The sequence below is a fragment of the Sulfuritortus calidifontis genome, from assembly GCF_003967275.1.
GTDB classification, from domain to species: domain Bacteria; phylum Pseudomonadota; class Gammaproteobacteria; order Burkholderiales; family Thiobacillaceae; genus Sulfuritortus; species Sulfuritortus calidifontis.
This window is the reverse complement of sequence record NZ_AP018721.1, coordinates 761,873-782,379: the sequence shown is the minus strand read 5'-3', so window position 1 is coordinate 782,379 and position 20,507 is coordinate 761,873. Positions and strand designations below refer to the sequence as shown.

Annotated in this window: 22 protein-coding genes; 16 read left to right on the top strand and 6 right to left on the bottom strand. The window is 65.2% G+C overall.

Going from position 1 to position 20,507, the window contains the following annotated elements:
* From EL388_RS04210 to EL388_RS04190, 6 genes are read left to right on the top strand one after another with little or no spacing between them, the layout of a single operon-like run.
* On the top strand, nucleotides 1-1,569 hold the full coding sequence (locus EL388_RS04210; RefSeq protein ID WP_126460092.1) for a type I restriction-modification system subunit M: 1,569 nt from the start codon (nucleotides 1-3) through the stop codon (nucleotides 1,567-1,569).
* 14 nt (nucleotides 1,570-1,583) lie between these two features.
* Nucleotides 1,584-3,398 (top strand): DEAD/DEAH box helicase, encoded by a 1,815-nt coding sequence (locus EL388_RS04205; RefSeq protein WP_126460089.1) that lies wholly within the window; start codon nucleotides 1,584-1,586, stop codon nucleotides 3,396-3,398.
* Between the two features lie 29 nt (nucleotides 3,399-3,427).
* Nucleotides 3,428-3,580, top strand: coding sequence for a hypothetical protein (locus EL388_RS13805; protein WP_165919209.1), 153 nt, complete (start codon nucleotides 3,428-3,430; stop codon nucleotides 3,578-3,580).
* A gap of 59 nt (nucleotides 3,581-3,639) precedes the next feature.
* Nucleotides 3,640-4,224 (top strand): MarR family transcriptional regulator, encoded by a 585-nt coding sequence (locus EL388_RS04200; protein WP_126460086.1) that lies wholly within the window; start codon nucleotides 3,640-3,642, stop codon nucleotides 4,222-4,224.
* Entirely contained in the window at nucleotides 4,211-4,654 is a 444-nt protein-coding gene (locus EL388_RS04195) for a DNA-binding protein (protein WP_126460083.1), read from the top strand. The genes EL388_RS04200 and EL388_RS04195 overlap by 14 nt, the downstream gene beginning before the upstream one ends.
* A complete protein-coding gene (locus EL388_RS04190) occupies nucleotides 4,651-5,394 on the top strand; it encodes a sulfotransferase family protein (protein ID WP_126460080.1) in 744 nt (247 codons plus the stop codon). The genes EL388_RS04195 and EL388_RS04190 overlap by 4 nt, the downstream gene beginning before the upstream one ends.
* Nucleotides 5,395-5,402: 8 nt before the next feature.
* Here the strand turns inward: EL388_RS04190 and EL388_RS04185 are convergent, their stop codons facing one another.
* The 3 genes from EL388_RS04185 to EL388_RS04175 form a co-directional block, all read right to left on the bottom strand.
* Nucleotides 5,403-6,530: a Fic family protein gene (locus EL388_RS04185; RefSeq protein ID WP_126460077.1), complete on the bottom strand. Its 1,128-nt coding sequence runs from the start codon at nucleotides 6,528-6,530 to the stop codon at nucleotides 5,403-5,405.
* 153 nt (nucleotides 6,531-6,683) lie between these two features.
* The gene (locus EL388_RS04180) at nucleotides 6,684-8,342 is read right to left on the bottom strand and encodes a hypothetical protein (protein ID WP_232019177.1); all 1,659 of its coding nucleotides are present in this window, start codon (nucleotides 8,340-8,342) and stop codon (nucleotides 6,684-6,686) included.
* Between the two features lie 276 nt (nucleotides 8,343-8,618).
* Nucleotides 8,619-10,322 carry a thiamine pyrophosphate-binding protein gene (locus EL388_RS04175; RefSeq protein ID WP_126460071.1) on the bottom strand — a complete coding sequence of 568 codons (1,704 nt, stop codon included), beginning with the start codon at nucleotides 10,320-10,322 and terminating at the stop codon, nucleotides 8,619-8,621.
* A 158-nt stretch (nucleotides 10,323-10,480) separates the two neighbouring features.
* On the opposite strand from EL388_RS04175, the gene EL388_RS04170 reads away from it, so the two are divergent.
* From EL388_RS04170 to EL388_RS04155, 4 genes are all read left to right on the top strand, one after another.
* Complete coding sequence (locus tag EL388_RS04170; protein ID WP_126460068.1) at nucleotides 10,481-11,503, top strand: class I fructose-bisphosphate aldolase; 1,023 nt, start codon at nucleotides 10,481-10,483, stop codon at nucleotides 11,501-11,503.
* 77 nt (nucleotides 11,504-11,580) lie between these two features.
* Nucleotides 11,581-12,084, top strand: a complete 504-nt coding sequence (locus tag EL388_RS04165; protein ID WP_126460065.1) for a DUF1993 domain-containing protein — start codon at nucleotides 11,581-11,583, stop codon at nucleotides 12,082-12,084.
* Between the two features lie 65 nt (nucleotides 12,085-12,149).
* On the top strand, nucleotides 12,150-12,386 hold the full coding sequence (locus EL388_RS04160) for a DUF433 domain-containing protein (protein ID WP_126460062.1): 237 nt from the start codon (nucleotides 12,150-12,152) through the stop codon (nucleotides 12,384-12,386).
* Complete coding sequence (locus tag EL388_RS04155; RefSeq protein ID WP_126460059.1) at nucleotides 12,383-12,745, top strand: DUF5615 family PIN-like protein; 363 nt, start codon at nucleotides 12,383-12,385, stop codon at nucleotides 12,743-12,745. The genes EL388_RS04160 and EL388_RS04155 overlap by 4 nt, the downstream gene beginning before the upstream one ends.
* A 17-nt stretch (nucleotides 12,746-12,762) precedes the next feature.
* On the opposite strand, the gene EL388_RS04150 is transcribed toward EL388_RS04155, so the two are convergent.
* On the bottom strand, nucleotides 12,763-14,376 hold the full coding sequence (locus EL388_RS04150) for a nitroreductase family protein (RefSeq protein WP_126460056.1): 1,614 nt from the start codon (nucleotides 14,374-14,376) through the stop codon (nucleotides 12,763-12,765).
* Between the two features lie 138 nt (nucleotides 14,377-14,514).
* On the opposite strand from EL388_RS04150, the gene EL388_RS04145 reads away from it, so the two are divergent.
* The 6 genes from EL388_RS04145 (at nucleotide 14,515) to EL388_RS04120 (ending at nucleotide 19,477) form a co-directional block, all read left to right on the top strand.
* Nucleotides 14,515-16,074 carry a protein adenylyltransferase SelO gene (locus EL388_RS04145; protein WP_126460053.1) on the top strand — a complete coding sequence of 520 codons (1,560 nt, stop codon included), beginning with the start codon at nucleotides 14,515-14,517 and terminating at the stop codon, nucleotides 16,072-16,074.
* Between the two features lie 41 nt (nucleotides 16,075-16,115).
* The gene (locus EL388_RS04140; RefSeq protein ID WP_126460050.1) at nucleotides 16,116-16,484 is read left to right on the top strand and encodes a hypothetical protein; all 369 of its coding nucleotides are present in this window, start codon (nucleotides 16,116-16,118) and stop codon (nucleotides 16,482-16,484) included.
* Between the two features lie 10 nt (nucleotides 16,485-16,494).
* Nucleotides 16,495-16,827, top strand: a complete 333-nt coding sequence (locus tag EL388_RS04135; protein WP_126460047.1) for a hypothetical protein — start codon at nucleotides 16,495-16,497, stop codon at nucleotides 16,825-16,827.
* Nucleotides 16,828-16,899: 72 nt separating this feature from the next.
* Nucleotides 16,900-17,874: a PDC sensor domain-containing protein gene (locus EL388_RS04130; RefSeq protein ID WP_126460044.1), complete on the top strand. Its 975-nt coding sequence runs from the start codon at nucleotides 16,900-16,902 to the stop codon at nucleotides 17,872-17,874.
* A 76-nt stretch (nucleotides 17,875-17,950) separates the two neighbouring features.
* A complete protein-coding gene (locus tag EL388_RS04125; RefSeq protein WP_126460041.1) occupies nucleotides 17,951-18,805 on the top strand; it encodes a Tim44 domain-containing protein in 855 nt (284 codons plus the stop codon).
* Nucleotides 18,806-18,934: 129 nt separating this feature from the next.
* A complete protein-coding gene (locus EL388_RS04120) occupies nucleotides 18,935-19,477 on the top strand; it encodes a flavin reductase family protein (protein WP_126460038.1) in 543 nt (180 codons plus the stop codon).
* A gap of 249 nt (nucleotides 19,478-19,726) precedes the next feature.
* Here the strand turns inward: EL388_RS04120 and EL388_RS04115 are convergent, their stop codons facing one another.
* Both EL388_RS04115 and EL388_RS04110 read right to left on the bottom strand, forming a co-directional pair.
* On the bottom strand, nucleotides 19,727-20,056 hold the full coding sequence (locus EL388_RS04115) for a hypothetical protein (protein WP_126460035.1): 330 nt from the start codon (nucleotides 20,054-20,056) through the stop codon (nucleotides 19,727-19,729).
* Nucleotides 20,043-20,336, bottom strand: coding sequence for a BrnT family toxin (locus EL388_RS04110; protein WP_126460032.1), 294 nt, complete (start codon nucleotides 20,334-20,336; stop codon nucleotides 20,043-20,045). The genes EL388_RS04115 and EL388_RS04110 overlap by 14 nt, the downstream gene beginning before the upstream one ends.
* Nucleotides 20,337-20,507 lie beyond the last annotated feature (171 nt).

Here is a 20,507-nt window from a genome sequence, read left to right as displayed (position 1 = left end):
ATGAACACTTCTACCATCGTCCAAAAACTCTGGAACTACTGCAACGTCCTGCGCGACGACGGCATGAGCTACGGCGATTACGTCGAGCAGCTCACCTATCTGCTGTTCCTGAAGATGGCCGACGAACGCACCAAGGCGCCATACAACCAGAAAAGCCCGGTGCCGGAGCAGTACGGTTGGCCGAGCCTCATCAAGAAAGACGGCGACGAGCTGTTCGATCACTACCGCCACACCCTTGAGACGCTGGGCAACCAGAAGGGCCTGCTCGGGCTGATCTTCAACAAGTCGCAGAACAAGTTCCAGGACCCGGCCAAGCTGCGGCGGCTGGTGGTCGATCTCATCGACAAGGAACAGTGGGTGTCGATGAGCGCCGACGTGAAGGGCGATGCCTACGAAGGCCTGCTGGAGAAGAACGCGCAGGACACCAAGTCCGGCGCCGGCCAGTACTTCACCCCCCGGCCGCTGATCCAGGCCATTGTGGATGTCATGGCGCCCAAGCCCGGCGAGACCGTGTGCGATCCGGCCTGCGGCACCGGCGGCTTTCTGCTCGCGGCGCACGACTATGTGGTGAAACACAATCCGCACCTCACCAAGGAGGAGCGCCGAAGGCTCAGGGAGGAGACCTTCAAGGGCTGGGAGCTGGTGCAGGCCACGGCGCGGCTCGCCGCCATGAACATGCTGCTGCATGGCATCGGCAGCCAGGACTTCGAGCCCATCGTGGTGTCCGACTCGCTCGCCGCCGACCCCGGCGAGCGCTTCGATGTGATCCTCACCAATCCGCCCTTCGGCAAGAAGAGCAGCACCACCATCGTGGGCGAAGAGGGCAAGGTCAGCCGCGAGCGCGACATCGTCGAGCGCGGTGACTTCTGGGCCACCACCTCGAACAAGCAGCTCAACTTCGTGCAGCACGTCAAAACCCTGCTCAAGCAGAACGGCCGCGCCGCCGTGGTCGTACCCGACAACGTGCTGTTCGAAGGCGGGGCGGGCGAGACGATCCGCCGCAAGCTCCTGCACGATTGCGACGTGCACACCCTGCTGCGCCTACCCACCGGCCTGTTCTACGCCCAAGGCGTGAAGGCGAACGTGCTGTTCTTCGACAAGAAGCCTGCCAGCGAGACGCCGTGGACGAAGAAGCTGTGGATCTACGACCTGCGCACCAACATGCACTTCACGCTCAAGACCAACCCCTTGAAGCGCGAAGACCTGGACGAGTTCGTGCAGTGCTACAACCCGGCGAATCGGCATGACCGCAAGCCGACGTGGTTTGATGAAAGCGCCCCTCTCCCCAGCCCTCTCGCAGAGGGAGAGGGGACAGCCCTCACCCCAGCCCTCTCCCAGGGGGAGAGGGGGCTGAAGGGAAGGTGGCGCGCTTACGACTACGAGGAGCTCATCAACCGCGATAAGGCGAGCCTGGATATTTTCTGGCTCAAGGACGAGTCGCTGTCCGATTCCGACAATCTGCCCGCGCCGGAGGTGATCGCGGCGGAGATCGTGGAGGATTTGGCGGCGGCGCTGGCGCAGTTTCGGGAGATCGCCGGCGATCTTACCGGCACCGCAGAGCGCGACTAGCATTTGCCCTGTATATGGCCACACTCATTCCCTCCATCGGCTCGGCGCGCTTTGACAGCCGTGGCGAGCTGCGCCTCGCCGAACGGCTGAAGGATTTTCTCGAAGACAACACTCTGGTCTGGCACAACCTGCCGGTGGGCCCCTTCGGCCGGCACCCGGATTTCGTGGTGCTGAATCCGCAGCAGGGCCTGGTGGTGCTGGAGGTGAAGGACTGGCGGCTGGACACCCTGCAGCAGGCCGACAAGCATCAGGTCACGCTGCTCATGCCGCAAGGCGAGGTGCGGCTGGAAAACCCGTTCGAGCAGGTGCGCAATTACATGTTCAACGTGGTCAACACCCTGCGGCGCGACCCCCTGCTGGTGTTCGAGCAGGGCCGCTTCAAGGGCAAACCCGTCCTGCCTTTTGGTTATGGCGTGGTGTTTACCAATATCACCCGCCGGCAGTATCAGGCGACCGATCTCGATGAGGTGTTTCCGCCCGAGCGGTGCGTGTTCCGGGACGAAATGACCGAGGGCAGCGATCCCGACCGGTTTCGCGAGCAGTTGTGGAAGATGGTGTCGCCCCGACTCGGCCCGGCGCTGTCCGTGCCGCAGCTCGACCGTATCCGCGCCCTGCTCTTTCCGGAAGTGCGGGTGCGCCAGATCGCCCTGCCGTTCGATGAAGCGGAGCCGGCGCCCTCGCCCCTGGCCGACCGCATTCTGGATGTGATGGACCTGCAGCAGGAACTGCTGGCGCGCAATCTGGGCGAGGGCCATCGCATCGTGCGCGGCGTGGCCGGTTCCGGCAAGACGCTGATCCTGGCCTTCCGCGCCGAGCACCTGGCCCGGCTGGCCAGCCGGCCCGTGCTCGTGCTGTGTTACGCCAACGGCATCGCCGGCCGCCTGGAAAACGCCATGCAGGATCGGGGCGTCGAGGACAAGGTGATCGTCTCCACCTTCCATTCATGGTGCTGGAACATGCTGCGCACCTATGACATTCCCGCGCCGAGCGAACGGGACATTCCGGATTATGGCGAGCGCCTGGCGGCCGGGGTTCAGGCGGTCATCGACGCCGTGCAGCGCGGGCTGATACCGGGCGGGCAATACGATGCCGTGCTGATCGACGAGGCACACGACTTCGAGCCGCAATGGCTGGCCCTGGCGGCAAAGATGGTCAACCCGGATACCAAGTCCCTGCTGATCGTGTATGACGATGCCCAGGCCATCTACAAAGGCCGCGCGCGGCCGGTGTGGCGCCAGCTTGGCATCGAGGCCTCGGGCCGCACCACGGTGCTCAAGGTCAATTACCGCAATACCTCGCAGATCCTGCGTTTCGCCTGCAAGCTGGCGGCCGACGTGCTGGGCGCACCCGGCCTTTGCGCCGATAACGAGGAGGCCATTCTCCTGCCGGAGGATGCCGGGCGCCAGGGCCTGGAACCCGAGGTGCGCCAATGCGTGAATTTCGAGACGGAGGCGCACGCCATCGCGGAATGGCTGCTCAACCGCCACGCGGCGGGCTATCAGTGGGGCCAGATGGCCGTGTTGTATCCCGAGCACGAAATCGGCCGCCGGTTCGAAAAGATCCTGGACAAGCACGGCATTCCGCCCGATGTCGCCAAGCGCAACCGCAACCGGGTCCAGGCCAATCTCGATGCGGTTCGGCTGCTTTCCATGCACACCGCCAAGGGATTGGAATTTCCCTGCGTGGCGATCGGCGGACTTGGCGCCATGGCGTCGGAAGACCTGGAAGACGATATCCGGCTCACCTATGTCGCCATCACCCGCGCCACGCATGAGGTCTTTCTGACCTATTCGCACATGACGCCACTGGTCGAGCGCCTGCTTGCCTGAGCCTCGACCTCAGCCTTGAGAGGATCAGCATGACACACCGTCCCCACGCCCGAATCTTCCTGCTCAGCCACATGCGGGCCTTTACCAGCCTGGCCGGGCATATCCTCGGCTCGCACCCGCAGATCAACGGCTATTACGAAATGCACATCAGCTATTGGGACGCTGCCGCGCTGGATAGGTGAGGGGCTTTTACGTGTTCTCTTTTTTGCTACAATCGGAGCGTTTTTGAGAACACTTGCACATGCCCACCAACCCCATCGACCTTCTCTTTTCCGCTTACCGCCGCCAGGTGCTGGGCCTGCTGCTGCTGCGGCCGGACGACAGCCTGCACGTGCGCGAGATCGCCCGCTTGACCGGGGTGCCGGCCGGTTCGCTGCACCGGGAATTGCGCGCGCTGACCGAGGCCGGTCTGCTGCAGCGCGAGCCGGCGGGTAACCAGGTGCGCTACCGGGCCAACCGGGCCTGCCCGATCTACCCGGAATTGACGGAAATCTTTCGCAAGACAGCGGGTCTGGCCGATGTGCTGCGTGAGGCACTGGCCCCTCTGGCCGGGCGGGTTACCGCGGCCTTCGTGTTCGGCTCGCTGGCCCAGGGCATGGGGTCGGCAACCAGCGACGTGGATGTGTTCGTGATCGGCGAGGCGGATTTTTCCGAGGTGGTGGCGCTGCTCTCCCCGCTGCGGCAACGGCTGGGGCGCGAGGTGAACCCGGTGGTGATGACGCCGGCGGAATTTGCCGCCCAGCGCAAGGCCAAGGAGCGCTTTGTGACACGGGTGCTGCGCGAGCCCAAGCTGTTTCTGATAGGGACGGACGATGACCTTGGATAACCTGCTCAAGATCGGCCAGTTGAAGCGGCACACCACCGACCGGGCAGAGATCGGCCACCTGCTGGCGGCAGGGCGGCGCAACCTGGCCGATGCACGGGCGGAGAACATCAGCACGGAAAACCGCTTCGACGCCGCCTACAAGTGCATCATGCAATGCGCCCTCGCGGCGTTGATGGCCAACGGATTCCGGCCGGATACCAAAGTGCCGGGCCATCATCAGACCGTGATCCAGTCGCTGCCCAAGACCATCGGCCTAAAGGCCGCGCGCGTGGCGGTGCTGGACACCTTGCGTAACAAGCGCAACCTTTCTGACTACACCGGCAAGGAGATCGACCCGGCCTCGCTCGCCACCTGCATTCAGGAGGCGGAACAGCTGCTGGCCGAACTGGCTGCCTGGCTGGCCGCGGAGCACCCCGAACTCACGCCATGAATACCCCGCCCAAGCACCACGCCCGAATCTTCCTGCTCAGCCACATGCGGGCCTTTACCAGCCTGGCCGGACATATCCTCGGCTCGCACCCGCAGATCAACGGCTATTACGAAATGCACATCAGCTATGAGGACGCCTCGGCGCTGGATCGGCAGCTAGAGGTGTTTCTGGAGGACGAGACGTTCAAGCCGGGCAGCCGTTATCTCTTCGACAAGCTGCTGCACAACGACTATGCCCTGCACCCGGAGCGGCTGGACCTGCCGGAGGTGAAGATCCTGGTCTCGCTGCTGGAGCCGGAGCAGACCATCAAGAGCATCGTCGACCTGTTCAGCCAGAAGCCGACGCCCGAGCCGCTGGCCGCGCCGGAGGCGGCGGCCGACTACTACGTGGCGCGCATCCAGGCCCTGGCCGAGTTCGGCCGCGCGGCCAGCCAGCCCTATTTCTATTTCGATGCCGAGCTGTTCCAGCGCGCGCCGGAAGCTTTGCTGCCCAGGCTTACGCATTGGCTGGAGTTGGATTCGCCCTTGAGCGAGCGCTATCAAATCTTCAGCCACACCGGCAAGGCCAGAAAGGGCGACTCCTCCCCCCGCATCCACAGCGGCCGCATCGACCGCACGCCGGTGGATTACTCGCATGTCTCGGTGCCGCAAAAGGTGCTGGACGAGGCGTGCGAGGTTTACCGTGAGTGTCGGCGGCAGATTATCGAGCGGGCGAAAGATTCACTAAAGGTGGACGACTGAGCCTGCGCTCAAAACACCAGCTGATACCGCACGCCCGCACCTTGGCCCAGTCGCTGCAAAAAGCCTTGATCGGTTAGCGTCTTCAAGGCGTATTGCACGGTGCGGCGCGGCAGTTGTGTGGCGATTACGATGTCGTTCACGCGCAGACGTTGCTCGGGTTGCAATTTAAAGCTTTGCAGCACGGTTGCCGTCGCTTCCGACAGCTTTTGCAACCGTGCATAGCGCTCGCGATAGTGCGCCACATCGCGCAGCGCGCCTTCCAACATTTTTAGGAAGAACCAAACCAGCGGCTCATAGTGGTATTGCGCCGGGTCGGCATGAAACTGGCCTTGCGAGACCTCATGCAGCACCGCGTAGTACTTTGCGCGGTTCTGTTCGATGCGCCGATCCAGAGCGACATAGGGCATTAGCGTAGCCAAGGGCGCATCGTCCGATTGCAGCAACGCCAAGAGGAACAGAGCGCGACCGATGCGGCCGTTGCCATCCTGGAATGGGTGAATCGCCAGGAAGCGAAACACGAATTCGGTTGCCACCAACAGCGGCCAGGGCGTTTCGTGCCGATTGGCGTTGTACCAGGCCACCAGTTCGGCCATGGCGGTTTCGGTGATGATGCCGGGCGCGGCCGGATCGAGCACCGTGCGCACTTCGCCCGTGGCATGGTTTTTCGAGATCACCCGGTTGGGCGAAGTTTTGTAGGCGCCGGCATAGGGCGAGGCCTGGGGATAGAACCTGAGCAGATCATGATGCAGGCCGCGAATCACCATCTCGGTGAGGGGCACGAAGTCGCGCGCCTGGGCGTAGACCGTTGCCAACACCTCACGGCAGCCCACGACCTCTTCCACGCTGCGCTCGCGATCTTTGGAGAGTTTGTCGAGAATGAAGGCCTTGTGCTGCTCAAAGGCCGTGACGCGGCCATCCACCGAGAGCGTGGTGTCAACCCATTCCACCTCGGCATCGGTGAGCAGGGCGTTTTCGATCCGCGTCGAGGCGCCAACGTTGCTGACCAAAGCGCAGCGGTTCAGATATTGCGCCTCGGCAGGTTCGAGCGTGCTCAGCCCGGCGGCCGCATTGACCACCTGGCCTTGCAACTGCTTGAGGGCTTTTTCGAGCTTTACGCTCGGCTCGAATGACAGCATCTTGTTTCACAACCAATTGATATATTGGTAATTTTCAATTAATGCGCAATATTGCGCAATGTATTTTCAGAATTGGTTGCGCAATATTGCGCGATGTGTGGTTTGGCAAGCGCCCTTCCCTGCTTTCTCAATTCTTGAAATAAGAAAACACCGTTAAAACAGGCTGTCCCAGACCTCGCGCTCGGCCCGGTAGTTGAGCAAGGCATCAATAATCTGCCGTTTGCGCTGGGCGCGGTGCTCGACGGACTGGATCTGCCCCCAGGCCGGTGCGTGTTCGCCGAAGTTGCGCTCGATGTTGGCGATGAAGGCGCGCACCTGGTTTAACGACTCGGCCAGCTCAGGCGCCTGCAGCCACCAATGGCCGCGCTCGAACACCTGCTCTTGCAATAGCCGGCTCTTGGCCACGATGGCCTCGTGCTTTTGCCGGTACAGCGCCAGCAGTTCGGCCTCTTTCTCATTCAGCACGGTCTCGACCACCGCCCGAGGGAAGGGCTGGTTCACGTCGGCCCTTTTCACCAGCGCTTCGGTGGCAAACAGCATCAGGTCGCCGAAGAACTGGCGCTCGAATTCGTCGGCCAGGTCGATGGCCTCCTGCCCCACTTCCACGCCGGGGCGAAAGTCGTCGGCCAGCCCGGCCTCGGTGATGCGCCGGTGCAGGTTGGGCATGTTGAACGCGGCGAAGCGCGGGCCGATCTCGGCGGCGATCAGCCGGCCGGCGGTGGGGCCGGACATCCTCAGGCGCAAATGGCCGAAGGGGATGATGTATTTCAGCCCGGCGTAGTTGACCACATAGTTGCCGGGGTAGACGGTGCGCGCGGGCCCGGTCCGGGTGAAATCGCCCTTGTACTCGAACCGGGTCTTGCGCGTGAGGTGCTCGCCGAAGAAGAAGGCGGCGAGCCGGTCGGCGAAGTCGCGCAGGCAGGCGGCATGGTCGTGCGCGCCGGTGAGCCGGCAGGGGTAATCGAAGCTCGCCTGCCCGGCCGGGTAGCCAAACAGCCCGGCCAGGTCGTGATAGGCGGCGTCGCCCGGCCTGGCGCGCGCGCCGTGAAAGCGGCAGGCCGCGCCGCCGCCCAGAGTGGCCAGGCGGCTGAAGAAGGCCGTGACGTCGTCGAGGAAGTTGGCGGCCATGACCGAGGGCGACACCGGCGGATCGCCCACCATCTTGCCGGTGAGCATGTAGATGTCGGTGCTGCGGAAAATCCTGTCCATGTAGTGGAAGTAGTTCAGCGCGTACACCGCCTCGTCGCCGTTTTCGGTCTGCCGGTTGACACACAGGGCCTGATCGCTGTCGATGAGGTAATACAGGGTGCGGGCCTTGTCCCGGGTGAGCTGCAGGAACTTGAGATAGCAGAGGTTGCGGTTGGCGGCCTGGCCCTTGAGATAAAAGCGTTCGCGCGGCTGGGTGGTGAGCAGGCGGCCCAGGCGCGCGCGCGTGTCGGCCGGCAGGGCTTGCAGCAGGGCGTATTGCTCGTCCAGGCCGAAGTGATGCACTTGCAGGCCCTTGGCCCGGTATTCCGCCACCAGCTCGAGGTCGCGGGCGATGTTGGCCGCCTCGCGGCTGTCCTCGGCCACCACCACCTGCACCCTGTCCCACACGCCGTCGGTTTGGCCGCCATAGTCATACAGCCGGCAGAGCTGATGGATGCTCTCCAGGCAGGCGCGCAGATGCGGCGGCCGGTCGGCGATGGGGATGCCGAGGATGAAGTGGTGGCGCTCGTCCCGGCCGGACTGCCGGATCAGCGCCTCCTGCTCGCGGAACAAGGCCTGGTAGTCGGCCAGCAGGGCGTGGAAGTCCGCCCCCTCCGACCACATGGCCGCCTCCAGGAGGGGGTAGGCCCGGTCGTAGAGGGCGATGAGCCTTTCTACCTCCTCTCCCTTGAGGGGAGAGCACCCTAAAGGGCATAAAGGTTGGGGTGAGGGTGACCGGCTGGCAAAGACGCCCCTCACCCTATCCCTCTCCCCAGCGGGCAGAGGGAACGTGCTGAGCATGCCTTGCAGTTGCCGGCCGATTTCGGCCAAACCGGGAATGTCGGCTTGGTGGCGGGCGATGCACTCGGCCAAGCGCGTGGGATTGCAACCGCTCATACCCTAGCGGCGCGAGGAATAGTTCGGATAGGCATCCCGCTCGATCATCACCTCGATGAGATTGATGCCCTGGCGGAAGTTCACCGCCTCCAGCCGTGCCAGGTCGGCCTCGCTTTCCACCCGCACGTGGTTGATGCCGAAGGACCGGGCCAGCAGCGCATAGTCGGGGTTGACGAAGTCGCAGTCGATGAAGCGGTCCTGGTAGAGGTGGTGCTGGTTCTTGCGGATGAGACCCATGGTGTTGTTGTTGAACAGCACAATATTGAGCGGGACCTGATAGTTCACCGCGGTCATGATCTCCATGGCGCACATGTGAAAGCCGCCGTCGCCGATCATGGCGAACAGGGGCTGCCGCACCGCGCAGCCGGCGCCGATGGCGGCCGGCACGGCGTGGCCCAGGGCGGAGATGCCGGTGTTGGGGTAGAAGCGGTCCTTGGCGGATACCCGGTAGAAGTTCTGGGCGAAGACGATGTTGTCGTCGAACATGACCAGGCCGTCGGGGAACTTGCGCTCCAGCCAGCCGTAGAGGGCGCGCACCTGATCGAACTTCTTGTCGAAGATGGTCTCGCCGGCCGCATCGAACTCGGCCTGGGCCTGCTTGATGAAGGCGGCGATGTCCACCGGCGACTTGGCCGGGACGGCCTGCGCCTGAAGGGCGGCATCCAGCGTCTTGAGATAGGTACCCAGATCGGTGTGCACGGTGAGGTCGGCGCGGAAGACCTTCTCCAATTGCTGGGCGCTGTTGTCGACCTGGATGATCTTCTTGCCCGCCAGCAGGTGCTTGTCCCAGACGTAGCTGGTGCGCTCGTTGAAGCTCGCGCCCAGCACCAGCACCAGGTCGGCCTCCTGCTCCAGATAGCGCATGGCATGGCCGCCGGAGGTGACGCCCAGGCTGCCCAGGGCCAGGGCCGAGCGTTCGTCGATGGCGCCCTTGGCCTTGAGGCTGCTGGTGACCGGGATGTTCAGCCGCTCGCTGATGCGGCTCAAGGCCGCCTGCGCCCCGGCGCGGATGCAGCCGTAGCCGGCGACGATGAGCGGCCGCCGGGCCGCGCGGATGAGGGCCACGCTTTGCTCGATGGCGTTCGGCGCCATGCCGCATTCGCCGTTGGCGCGGCCGAAGGCGATGCCGTCCAGGATGGACGCATCGACCAGCTCCTTCTGGATGTTGTAGGGGATGCTCAAGACCACCGGGCCGGGCGTTTTCGAAAGCAAGTGCTTGGCCGCCTGGTTGAGCACGGTGGCCAGGTAGTCGGTGCGCTCGATCAGCTTGTGGTAGCGGGTGATGCCGGCGAACAGGGCCACCTGGTCGATGCTGCCGCCTTCGCCCGAGCTTTCCTGCAGGCCGCCCTTGCCGAAGATGTAGGTGGGCGCCTCGCCGGTGATGGCGAGCACCGGCAGGTGGTCGGCATAGGCGCTGGCGATGGCGGTGACCAGGTTGGTCGCGCCCGGCCCGGCGGTGGTGATGCAGGCGCCGACGCCGCCGCTGACCCGGGCATAGCCCCCGGCCATGAAGGCCGCGGCCTGCTCGTGCTTGACCAGCACCGAGCGCACGGGCGAATCGTAGAGCGCATCGTAGACCGGCAGGATGTGCGAACCGGGAATGCCGAAGATGCATTGCACCCCCAGTTTTTCCACGAAGCGGACGAGGATTTCACTGACCGGAAGGTTCTCGGGCGCTGGTTGCTTGGTCGGCTCTTGTCTGTTCATCGGCCTGGGCCTGCGGCTGCGGGTTATTCGTCTCAGGCGCAAGGATAATCGGCCTCGGCCCCGAATAAAACCCATGAATGCACCCGGCCGCGAGATTGCAATGGCCGCGTCACGGGCTAGCCTTAAAGTCCTTCGAACATTCCTACCGAGGCGAGGCCATGAGCACCCAGGACGATCTGCAAGCCACCATCCGCGACATGGTGCAGCGCGGCAAGGGCATTCTTGCCGCCGACGAGAGCACGCCCACCATCACCAAGCGCTTCCAGGCGGTGGGCATCGAGTGCAACGAGGAAACCCGCCGCACCTACCGCCAGCTGCTGCTGTCGACGCCGGGCATCGGCGATTACATCGCCGGGGTGATCCTGTTCGAGGAGACCCTGGGCCAGAAGGCCGACGACGGCACGCCGCTGGTGGAACTGGCGCGGCGCGCCGGCATCGTGCCCGGCATCAAGGTGGACAAGGGCCTGGCCGGTCTGGCCAACGCGCCGGGCGACAAGGTGACCCAGGGCCTGGACGGTTTGCCTGAGCGGCTGGCCGGCTACAAGGCGCAGGGCGCGCGCTTCGCCAAGTGGCGGGCGGTCTATGCCATCGGCCCGGCCAACCCGACACGGCTGGCGATCGAGACCAATGCCGAGGTGCTGGCCCGCTATGCCGCGATCTGCCAGGAGGCGGGCATCGTGCCCATCGTCGAGCCCGAGGTACTGATTGACGGCGACCACGACATCGAGCAATGCGAGACGGTGACCGAGGCGGTGCAGCACGAGGTGTTCCACGCCCTGAAGCGGCACCGGGTGCAGCTGGAATACATGCTGCTCAAGCCCAACATGGTGGTGCCGGGCAAGGCCTGCGCCGCCAAGGCCCCGCCGGAAGAGGTGGCCGAGCGCACGGTGCGGGTGATGCGGCGCACGGTGGCCGCCGCGGTGCCCAGCGTCAACTTCCTGTCGGGCGGCCTGACGCCGCAGGAGGCCAGCGCCTTCCTCAACGCCATGAACCGCGACTACCGGAACCTGCCCTGGCTGCTGTCGTTCTCCTACGCCCGCGCCCTGCAGGAGCCGCCCATGGCCACCTGGCAGGGCAAGGCGGCAAACGCCGGCGCCGCCCAGGCCGCCTTCATCAAGCGCGCCCGGCTGAACGGCCTGGCCCAGCGCGGGGAATACCAGGCGGCGATGGAGCAGGGCTGACCCCAAGGCCGGCGGGGCTTTTGCCTTGGCAGGATGTGCTAGGCTGCCCCTCCGCCATTCCATCGAGGAGCGCAGCCATGTCCCTTTCCATGTACCAGGCCTCGGTGCCCGTGTTCATCCGCGCCTTGAACAACCTCGCCGCCATTCTGGAAAAGGCGGCGGCGCATTGCGAGGCGAAGAAGATCGACCCGGCCGCCCTGCTCGGCTTCCGCCTGTATCCCGACATGTTCCATTTCACCAAGCAGGTGCAGGTGGCCTGCGACCACGCCAAGAACGGGGCCGCCCGGCTGGCCGGGGTGGAGGCGCCCGAGCTCGGCGGCGGCGAGCAAAGCTTTGCCGAGCTGATCGAGCGGATCAAGAAGACCATCGCCTATCTGCAGACCTTCAAGCCCGAGCAGATCGACGGCAGCGAGACGCGCGAGGTCGTGCTCAAGCGCGGCGAGACGGTGACCACCTATAAAGGCCAGGACTTCCTGCTCAACCGCGCCCTGCCCAACCTGTTCTTCCACATCACCACGGCCTACGACATCCTGCGCCACAACGGCCTGGAGCTGGGCAAGAAGGATTACCTGGGACGCTAGGTTTCTCTGGTGCCGAGTTTTTCCAGCACTGGGCTACAATTAGGCACAGCCAACAGGAGGGCGCCATGGACTGGAAACCGCATATCGAAGTGAACCCGCAGGTTCTGGCCGGCAAGCCGGTCGTGAAGGGCACCCGCCTGTCCGTCGAATTCCTGTTAGGCCTGTTCGCCCAGGGCTGGAGTGAGACCCAAGTGCTGGAAAACTACCCCCAGCTCAGCCGCGAGAACTTGCAGGCTGTTTTCGCCTTCAGCGCCGCCTGCCTGCACGATGAGCAGTTCATCGGCCAGGTACTGGCGGCGTGAAACTGCTCGCCAACGAGAACATCCCGCTTGCCACTATCCGCCGCCTGCGCACGCAAGGGCACGATGTGGCCAGCATCGTCGAAATGGCCGCCGGCAGCACCGATGAACAAGTGCTACGCCAGGCACACGATGAAGATCGCGTGCTGTTCACCTTTGACCGCGACTATGGCGAACTGATCTATGTTCGCGGCCTGCCCTGCCCATCGGGGTTGATCTACCTGCGTTTTATCCCCAGCACCCCCGAAGAACCTGCCGAACGACTGGCCCGTCTGTTTGCTGAAATGTCGGACGGCCTGATAGGCGGCTTTGTCGTGGTGGACCGCGACGGCTACCGTCGCCGCCCTTTGCCCAAGGCCTGATTCGCCCCTTCTTCTTCTCAACTGCGCTGCAGATGGGCATAGGGCGGCAGGGTCTGCAGCCGCTCGTCGCTGAGGGCGCCGCCCACGGTGAAGTGGTAGAGGCTTTGCAGCCAGTGGCCTTGGATACCCAGCAGGTCGTGCACGCCGTCGTCGAAGAAGCAGCCGATGCCGGTGCCGCGCACCCCGGCGGCCTCGGCCTCCAGGTAGAGCACCTGGCCCAGCATGCCGGCCTCCCAGAACAATTGCCGGTAGACCCAGGGCCCTTGGTTCAAGGCGCTGTCGTATTCGGCCAGCATGCCCAGGCTAAAGGCGCTGTCGGCGGCGATGTCCTGGTGGCAGGACAGGGCGCGGGCGGCGTTGCGGGTGTCGGCCGCCAGCACGCGATAGAGCCTGAGATGGGGCGGACAGCCTTCGACGCCCTGCCACTGGAATTCGCCCGACAGCTCGGCGCGCATGCGCGCCTCGATGCCGTCGTGGCGCAGCAGGAAATACAGCCCCGGCAGCAAACCCTCGACCCGATGGACGAACAAGGCCAGATGGATACGCGGCGGCCAGGCGACGGCGTCCCACGGCGGTACCTGCGCCCGTGGCAGAGTGGCATCGAGCATGCGGTAGAAGCTCTGGGCGGAAATCGAAGTGACGCCGTCGAACGCCTGCGCGCTGCGCCGCTGCTTGATGAGTGCAACCGCGCCGGCCGTGCAATCGAGCGGCAGGAGCGCCGGCAGGCGGGGCGGCGAGCCGACGGCCGCCTGCGTACGTGGCTTGCGGCTGGCCGCGGCCACCGCCTCGATTACCGGCCAGTCGTGCTTGTGCTCGGGCGAGAGCCGGTTGGCCCGGCCGGTCCACTGGCCGGCGGCCGCGCGCAAGGGCCGAACGTCGATCTCTGGCCGCCGATCGCTCGCGTTCGTTTCGATCCACAGCAGTAAATCCGGGTGCTCGCGCTCGGCCGCGCCGAAGTCCTCGTCCCGGTCCAGCCCCAGCAGGGCGGCGATGTCGGCATCGGCCCAGTCGTCCAGCAGACGCGCGCGCCAGCCCAGCACGGCGGCGGCATAGCGGGCGGCGGCCAGGGCGTGGCCGGCGTCGTGCTGGCAATAGCGGAAGGCGCGCTCGCCGTATTTCCATGCCTCGCGCCAGTGGATGGCGGAAAGCCCCACGAGGAAACCGCCCGCGGGCAGCGCCGGGGCGGCGAAGGCGCAGCGTTGTTCCAGCAGGTGATCGCGGCTCAGATAGTGATGCACGCCGTCGGCAAGGCCGGCCACGCCCTGCACCGCGACATAGGCCTCGGTCGGGTGCAGGTTGCCGCTGGAGGGGTTGCAGCGCAGGGCCCAGCGGCTGGCGCCGTATTGCTTCCACGCCGACAGGCCGAAGGCCAGCTCCAACAGCGCGCCGATGTGGACAAGGGTCAGCGGCTGCGGCGCGATGGCGCCCGTGTAGAGCTCGGCATAGCGCAGCTGGCGAATCGGGCTGGCCTCGGCCAGCAGCGGCAGCAGGGTCTGCGGGCTGCCGGCATAGGTGCGGAAGGGGTCGGGCTGGGTCGCCCAGTCCAGGCCGCCGGGGCCGTCGGCATAGCGCCGGAAGTGATGCTTGGTCCGCTCGTGGTAGGCGCGGACGCTGTCGAGGGCTTGGCTCATGACGCTACGGTAGCACAGGCAGACCGTGGCTTAACCCTGCGCCGGCCAGGGACATGCCGCCCGAAAACCCGCGCCAGGCCTTGATTTCCGGCCGACAGCCCGCATATCGTTAGGCATCCTCTTCAAGCCTTCCTCTCCATGCTCGCTCTCAAATTCGACAACCGCTTTATCGCCGAACTGCCGGGCGACCCCGAGGAAGGTCCGCGCCGGCGCCAGGTGCATGGCGCCTGCTGGTCGCGCGTGCTGCCGACGCCGGTGCGGCAGCCCCAGCTGCTCGCCCATTCGCCCGAGGTGGCGGCGCTGCTCGGCATCGATGAGGCGGCGATCCAGGCAGCGGAGTTCGCCGAGGTCTTCGGCGGCAACAGACTCATCGAGGGCATGGACCCCTATGCCGCCTGCTACGGCGGCCACCAGTTCGGCGGCTGGGCCGGGCAGCTGGGCGACGGCCGGGCGATCATTCTGGGCGAGACGGTCAACGCAAAAGGCGAACGCTGGGAGCTGCAGCTCAAGGGCGCCGGCCCCACACCCTATGCCCGCCGGGCCGACGGCCGCGCGGTGCTGCGCTCGTCGATCCGCGAATTCCTCTGCAGCGAGGCCATGCACCACCTGGGCGTGCCGACCACGCGCGCGCTCAGCCTGGTGGCCACCGGCGAGCCGGTGCTGCGCGACATGTTCTACGACGGCAACCCGGAATACGAGCCGGGCGCCGTGGTCTGCCGAGTTGCGCCCAGCTTCATCCGCTTCGGCAATTTCGAGATCTTCACTTCGCGCAACGACACCGCGCTGCTGGAAAAGCTGGTGGATTTCACCATCGCCCGCGATTTCCCCGAGATCGAGGGCGATGCGCAGGAAAAGCGCGCCCGCTGGTTCGCCGAGGTGTGCGAGCGCACGGCGCGCCTGATCGCGCACTGGATGCGGGTGGGCTTCGTCCACGGCGTGATGAACACCGACAACATGTCCATCCTGGGGCTGACCATCGACTACGGCCCCTACGGCTGGATCGACAACTACGACCCGGACTGGACGCCCAACACCACCGATGCCGAGGGCCGGCGCTACCGCTTCGGCCACCAGCCGCACATCGCGCACTGGAATTTGAGCCGACTGGCCGATGCCCTGCTGCCTGCCTTCCCGACGCCCGACACGCTGCACCACGGGCTGGACCGCTATATCGACGTCTTCACCGAGACGCACAGCGCGATGACCGCGGCCAAGTTCGGCCTGCATCGCCTCAAGCGTGAGGACAGCGAATGGGTGGCCGAGGCCTTCGAGTTGATGCAGCGGGCCGAGGTGGACATGACCCTGTTCTTCCGCAAATTGGCCGAGATCGACACTGCCGCGCCGAGCCTGGCGCCGCTGGCCGAGGCCTTCTATTCCGAGGCCTTGCGCGAGCAGCACCGGCCAGCCTTCGAGGCCTGGCTGCAAGGCTATGCCGAGCGCCTGCGCGGGGACGGCGAGCCGGCCGAGGCGCGCCGGGCGCGGATGAACGCGACCAACCCGCGCTATGTGCTGCGCAACTACCTGGCGCAGGAGGCGATCGACCTCGCCACGCAGGGCGACCTGTCGCGCGTGCACGAACTGCTCGACCTGGTGCGCAAACCCTACGACGAGCAGCCGGGACGCGAGCGCTTCGCCGCCCGGCGGCCGGACTGGGCCCGGCAGAAGGCGGGCTGCTCGATGCTGTCGTGCAGTTCCTGAGGTGCCGGCATAATACGGGCTGCGCTGCCATCAGACCCATCATGCCCTTCATCAAGCTCCATCCCCTCCAGGAAATCGAGGGCCAAAGCCCCGAGCACTTCGGCCACGGCCATCCGGCGCGTTGCCGGGCCGTGCCCCGCTTCGATGCGCCCGAGATCTATCTCAACCTCGACCAGATCGCGGCCTTCGAGGAATGCCCGCTCTACCTCATCACCGAGGCCGACCCCAATGCCCTGGTCAACGGCATACGCATCCGCCTGGCCTCGGGCGGATTGGTGCTGGTGGCGGACGACCCGGAGGACGACGAACCCGACTTCGTCACCGCCCTGCAGCGGGCGAGCCGGGGCGAGGTCGTGGAGCTGGGCTATTCCCGCTACTTGCGCGAGCTGGAGCGGAAGAAGCCGCTTTGAGGCCAATCGCATGAAGTTCGCCCAACTGCCCCTCGGCGCCCGTTTCGATTTCGAGGGCGAGGTCTACGTGAAGACCAGCCCCGTCGCCGCCAGCAACGAGCGGGGCGGGCAGAAGCTGATCCCCCGCTATGCCGTGCTGAAGCCGCTGGACACCGCGGCCCGGCCGGCGCCGAAGGCCGCCCGCGCCCTGGACGAGGCCCGGGTGCTGGCCGCCTTCGAGGCCTTTGCCGCCGACTGCGCCCGGCTGATCGACGCCGCCGGGAGCGACGCCACCCAACACCGCCTGGCCCGCGCCGAGCTGGAGGCGGCCCGCCGCCGCTTCCTCGAATCGCTCGGCGATTGATCCGGCGCAACGGAAACGTCAACAAGCATTGCTATACTTGGCGCTTCGTTTCGCCCGACCCGCTTTTTTGTCATGCCCGCCCAGCCCGGTACCCTTGAGGAACAGATCGCCCGCCAGCGCGAGGCGCTGACCGACATGCTGCGCGTGCCGCTGGGCCGCGCGGCCGAGGCCTGCGGCCGGGCCTGGGGCGACCGGGTCAGCCTCGACGTGGTGCTGACCGAGGCCTTTCGCACCCTGCCCTTCGGCAACTTCATGTACGCCATGGACACCAACGGCGTCCAGGTCAGCAGCAACATGAGCCGCGAGGGCCTGATCGACGAGGACTTCGGCCGCGACCGTTCGTACCGGCCCTATATGAAAGAGGCGGTGCCGGCCGAGGGCTTCCTGCTGTCCCAGGCCTACATCAGCGAGCGGGCCAAGCGGCCCTCGCTCACCGCCATCCACGTCGTGCGCAACCCCGAGGGCCGGGTGCTCGGCTTCGTCGGCGTCGACTTCGACCTGCGCGACCTGCCGATCACCCGCGAATTGTTGCAGCAGCCCGCCCAGTGGCGCCAGATCAAGGGCGACCCCTCGATCCGCGGCACGGTGTTCCACCAGACCCGGTCCGACAGCATCATGGACCAGCAGATCGACACCGTGATCGGCGTGGTCAGGGAGCTGATGGTGGCGCACGGCATCTATCACATCATCCTGCACTTCTCGAGCAGCCGCGCCGTGGCCTGGCACATCGACGACCCCTACCGCTACCGCCTGCTCGACATCGACGAACTGACCAGCCCCGACAGCTGCCTGGCCTATCCGCGCCGGCCCTACCCGAAGAACGCCGAGGTCCGTGCCAGCCAGATCAGCCCGGTGCTGCAAAACCTGAAGAGCCTGCGCTTCATGGACGACATGTTCTATCTGCGCAGCGGCACGCTCAACATCTTCAACGGCGTGGTCGGCCTCACCTTTTCCTGCGACGGCTCGCACTACGTACCGGTGAACGAGTTCCTCAGCAAGGGCACCGATTTCTGGGTGAGCGGCGGCGCGCTGGGGGCCGCGGACTAGAACTTTTTCGATTCGCCCCAATCTCTATCGGGTACACACTGAAACCAATAGCCGCTTTCACTCAAGGAGCCTGTACATGACCCGTTTCCTCACTGCCCTGCTCGCCGTCTTCGTCGGCCTGGCCCTGCCCCTGCACGATGCCGAGGCCAAGCGCTTCGGCGGCGGCAAGTCCTCCGGCATGCAGCGCCAGATCACCCCGCAGCAGCCGGCCAGCGCGCCGTCGAAGAACGTCGCCGCTCCCAGCCAGAACAACGCCGGCGCCGCCGCCGCCCAGCCGGGCAAGCGCAGCTGGATGGGCCCCATCGCCGGCCTGGCCGCCGGCTTAGGGCTCGCCGCCCTCGCCTCGCACTTCGGCTTCGGCGAGGAGATGGCCAACTTCCTGATGATCGCGCTCTTGATCATGGCGGCGATCTTCCTGTTCAAGTTCCTCACCCGCAAGCGCCAGCAGCCGGCCATGCAATACGCCGGCGCCGCGGCGGGCGGCAACGTCATGCCCTTCCAGGCCGAGCCCGTGGCCGACGGCAGCGCCGCACCCCAGGCCGGCCACGCCGCCGCCCTGCCGGCCGGCTTCGACGCCGAGGCCTTCAGCCGCGAGGCCAAGCTCAACTTCCTGCGCATGCAGGCGGCCTACGACGCCGGCAACATCGACGACATCCGCGAATTCACCTCGCCCGAGATGTTCGCCGAGATCCGCCTGCAACTGACCGAGCGCGGCGCCGCCAAGCAGCAGACCGACGTGACCCTGCTCAACGCCGATGTGCTGGAGTGCGCCGAGGAAGGCAACAAGCTGCGCGTGAGCGTGCGCTTCCACGGCCTGGTGCGGGAAGAGGCGAACGGCGCTGCCGAGGCCTTCGACGAGGTCTGGCACCTGACCAAACCGGCCGACGGCAGCCACGGCTGGGTGGTGGCGGGCATTCAGCAGCTGAACTGAGCCACTTCACCCGACAAAAAACGCCGGCCCCGAGCCGGCGTTTTTCTTGGCGGGGACTACACTGTCAAAGTGTGCGGTCCGGTATGTACCGGACCGCGTCTGACAGTCCGACATCCAGGAGGCGCGCCCATGCGTGAGATGGAACTTGGCAAGGCCTTTACCCTGCTGGAACCCGGACCCGTCGTCCTGGTGACCACCCATGACGGCAAGAAGCACAACATCATGACCATCTCCTGGACCATGGTGCTGGACTTCACGCCGGCGTTCGGCATCTGCACCGGCGCGTGGAACTACTCCTTCGCCGCGCTGCGCAAGCACCGGGAGTGCGTCATTGCCATCCCCACCGTCGACCTGCTGGACGAGGTGGTCGGCATCGGCACCTGCTCCGGCGCCGACACCGACAAGTTCGACAAGTTCGGCCTCACGCCCGAGCCGGGCAAGCACGTCAAGGCGCCCCTGATCAAGGAGTGCCTGGCCAACATCGAATGCCGGGTCGTCGACATGGTCAGAAAGCACAACCTCATCGTGCTGGAGGGCGTGGCCGCCTACAAGAACACGGCGCGCAAGGAGAAGCGCACGCTGCACGCGGTGGGCGACGGCACCTTCATCGTCGACGGGGACAAGCTGGACCGGAGGAAGATGATGGCCAACAAGATTCCTGCCGGGGTCTGAGGCGGGTCAAGCACGAAACGGTGACAGTGGCCGTTATGGCCGATCTGAAACCATTCAAGCGCCGATCTCATCGGGTGGGCCAGGGGCAGAAGCGGACTCTCAGATTGCCCATCTAACTAACTGGTCGGCATATCGGCCGAAGCAGCCCGTCACGACTTCCAGATTCGGACGCACTGTTCGAGTTCAGCGCGGCCTTATGCGCAAGGCCCCCTGCAACAAAGGGTTGGGCGTCTGGGCCAAGGCGATGGATTAGCGACCTGACGAAGCACGACGCTTTGCCGCGGGCTTGCGAGTTGCGCTCGTGACGGTACTGGGTCGCTCCGCAAGGCGGCCAGTGACATACTTATGTAGAACGCTAGCGATTAGCGTTTGGTACGGCACCCCTTCCTCCAGGGCTTTGACCTGAATATCGTTAAGGTCGCCAGAAGACAGGCGGATATTGACCCGCCGATCCTTGATTGCAGTGGCGCGCGCGGCGGCTTTGAACTTGGCAAGTTCGGCTTTCGTTGCAATGGACTTCAACTGGCCTTTCTCGAAGGCGCTCAGCACTTCGAGTTCGTATGCATCAATTTTCGGCATCCGGTTCACCTTGATTCAAATAGTCCCGAGTAGCCTTGCGGCTGGGGATCACAGTCTTGAGGAAGAAATAGTCTTCCTCTTCGACGAACGGCACTAAGTAGGCGTAGTTGTCGCACGAGACGACTAGAACACGCTGCTTTGGATATTTCGCTTGGTTCGGGTGAGCCAAGATGTCCAATAGCCCACCGGACTCAATGGCGACCACGATGCGCTCGAACGAAATTCCCCGCTCAGACGTGAGCGTCTCATTCTTCTCGGCATTCCAACGAAACGGTTTCATAAAATTATCTTACGCTGCTGTGTGCCTATTGTCACCACCACCCCAAGATGCCCAACGTGCTAGCTCAGGGGCGACCGGAGGCCGAAGGCCGGAGGGAACCGAGCAACAATAGGGATCAGCTTTGGTTCTCTAGCTAACTCTTTTGGAGTGGTGGCGGACTGGAACGATAGC